Genomic DNA, 1,990 nt, shown 5'->3' on the forward strand with positions numbered 1-1,990 from the left:
ATCGAGGACGTTCCGGTGTCCGGCACCGTCGACGATGTCGCCGGCGGCCTGCGCGAAGTCATCGACGCCGGCGCCCAGACGATCCTGCTCAATCCGGTCGGCCGCGATGTCGCCGAGGATCGTAAGCAGATGGAACGCCTTGCCGCAGAGGTGATTCCGCAGCTGCGCTGATCATTGCCAACGGCCAGTGCCCGAGTTTTCCGTTGCATGGGGCCGCATCGCGGTATAACCATTCAATGGTTCTCAAAGTTAAGGTACCGCCCGAGCTCATCGGCGGAGACGTCGACGAGGGTTATGGCAAAGTCGCCGATGCATTTCGCGCCAACTTCGTGGCCGGGGATGAAGTCGGCGCCGCCGTCGCGGTCTATCGCAACGGCGTCAAGGTGGTCGACCTGTGGGGCGGCTATCGCAATGGCTTGGCCAAGACACCGTGGCAGCGCGACACCATGGTCAACATGTTTTCGACGACCAAAGGCATTGCCGCCCTTGCTGTTGCGCTGGCGGTATCGCGCGGATTGTTCGGCTACGACGACAAGATTGTCGACCACTGGCCGGAGTTCGCGCAGGCTGGCAAAGCTGATGTGACCGTCCGGCAACTACTCGGCCACCAGGCCGGACTGTGCGTGCTGAAACCAGCGCCGACCATACAGGATGTCGCCGATCCGCCTCGGCTTTCAGCGATGCTCGCGGCACAGAAGCCGGCATGGCCTCCGGGCACCCGGCACGGATACCACGCAATCACACTGGGCTGGTACGAATCCGAGCTTATTCGTCGCACCGACCCGGCCGGCCGCACACTGGGCCGCTTCTTCGCTGACGAAGTCGCGGGCCCGCTCGGGTTGGATCTTTATATCGGACTTCCGGATTCGGTGCCGCACGAACGCGTAGCGCACTTGCACAACTGGCCGCGCGCGGAAGCCGTATTGCACCTCAACACCCTGCCGGCCGCACTGGCCGCCGCGTCGTTCAACCCCTTCGGGCTGCTCGCCCGCGCCGGTTCCCTGCCGCGCGGCGTCGTGCCCTGGAACGGCGACTACAACCGCGACGACGTACGTGCCATCGAGATCCCGTCAGCCAACGGAATCGGGACGGCCAATGCTGTTGCAAAGCTTTATGGTGCCGCCGCTGCCGGGGATGCAGCGCTCGGCCTGACGACAAACGTGCGAGACGAGCTCATCGCCGAGCCCACCGCACCAAGCCGCGGGCCGCGCGACCGGGTGCTGCACGTCGACGTCGTCTATTCGCTGGGGCTGTCAAAGCCGGCGTCGTTGTGTGAGTTCGGATCGTCCGACAAAGCCTTCGGCACACCGGGTTTCGGCGGCTCGTTTGGCTTCGCCGATCCCGACACTGGAGTCGGCTTCGGCTATGTGATGAACCGGTTGGGTTTCCACCTGGTCAGCGACCCGCGCGAACTCGCGGTGCGCCAAGCCCTGTTCCGCGACGTGCTGGGCGCACGGCCGCAGAAGTAGCGAGCCTTAAAGCTCGGTGGCTGAGCCACCCGCCGCGGTGATCTTCTCCCGCGCGCTGCCGCTGAACTTGTGAGCGGTGACGTTGACCTTGACGGCCAACTTTCCGTCACCGAGGACCTTGACGAGTGTGTTCTTGCGAACCGCTCCCTTGGCCACCAGCTCGTCGAGTCCGACCGAACCGCCCTTCGGGAAGAGGCGATTGATGTCGCCGACGTTGACGACCTCGTATTCGGTGCGGAAGCGGTTACGGAACCCCTTCAGCTTGGGCAGCCGCATGTGAATCGGCATCTGCCCACCCTCGAAGGTGGACGGCACGTTCTTGCGGGCCTTGGTGCCTTTGGTACCGCGACCGGCGGTCTTACCCTTGGAGCCCTCACCGCGACCGACGCGGGTGCGCTTGGTTTTCGAACCCGGCGCGGGACGCAGGTCGTGCAGTTTGATGGTCATTTGGTGCTACCTCCCTCAGCCGGCTCGACCTCGATGAGGTGACGGACGGCCGCGATCAGCCCGCGGGTCTGCGG

2 protein-coding genes and 2 pseudogenes are annotated in these 1,990 nt (G+C 64.7%); 2 read left to right on the forward strand and 2 right to left on the reverse strand.

What is annotated here, in order from left to right; all coding sequences use genetic code 11:
- Positions 1 to 171, forward strand: a pseudogene (locus WAN02_RS18205) (LLM class F420-dependent oxidoreductase); the annotation flags it as partial.
- Between the two features lie 65 nt (positions 172 to 236).
- Positions 237 to 1,469, forward strand: a complete 1,233-nt coding sequence (locus WAN02_RS18210; RefSeq protein WP_422265648.1) for a serine hydrolase domain-containing protein — start codon at positions 237 to 239, stop codon at positions 1,467 to 1,469.
- A gap of 6 nt (positions 1,470 to 1,475) precedes the next feature.
- Here the strand turns inward: WAN02_RS18210 and rplO are convergent, their stop codons facing one another.
- Both rplO and WAN02_RS18220 read right to left on the reverse strand, forming a co-directional pair.
- Positions 1,476 to 1,916, reverse strand: coding sequence for a 50S ribosomal protein L15 (gene rplO / locus WAN02_RS18215; protein WP_422265649.1), 441 nt, complete (start codon positions 1,914 to 1,916; stop codon positions 1,476 to 1,478).
- Positions 1,913 to 1,990 (reverse strand): annotated as a pseudogene (locus WAN02_RS18220) (50S ribosomal protein L30); the annotation flags it as partial. The gene rplO and the pseudogene WAN02_RS18220, both read right to left, overlap by 4 nt.

Origin of the sequence: Mycobacterium sp. (assembly GCF_049281135.1) — a bacterium.
Taxonomy (GTDB): Bacteria; Actinomycetota; Actinomycetes; order Mycobacteriales; family Mycobacteriaceae; genus Mycobacterium.

What these genes read in the sequence shown, in the direction of transcription:
- WAN02_RS18210 (WP_422265648.1), top strand. Translation starts at nt 237, where the DNA reads ATGGTTCTCAAAGTTAAGGTACCGCCCGAGCTCATCGGCGGAGACGTC.
- rplO (WP_422265649.1), bottom strand. Translation starts at nt 1,916, where the DNA reads ATGACCATCAAACTGCACGACCTGCGTCCCGCGCCGGGTTCGAAAACC.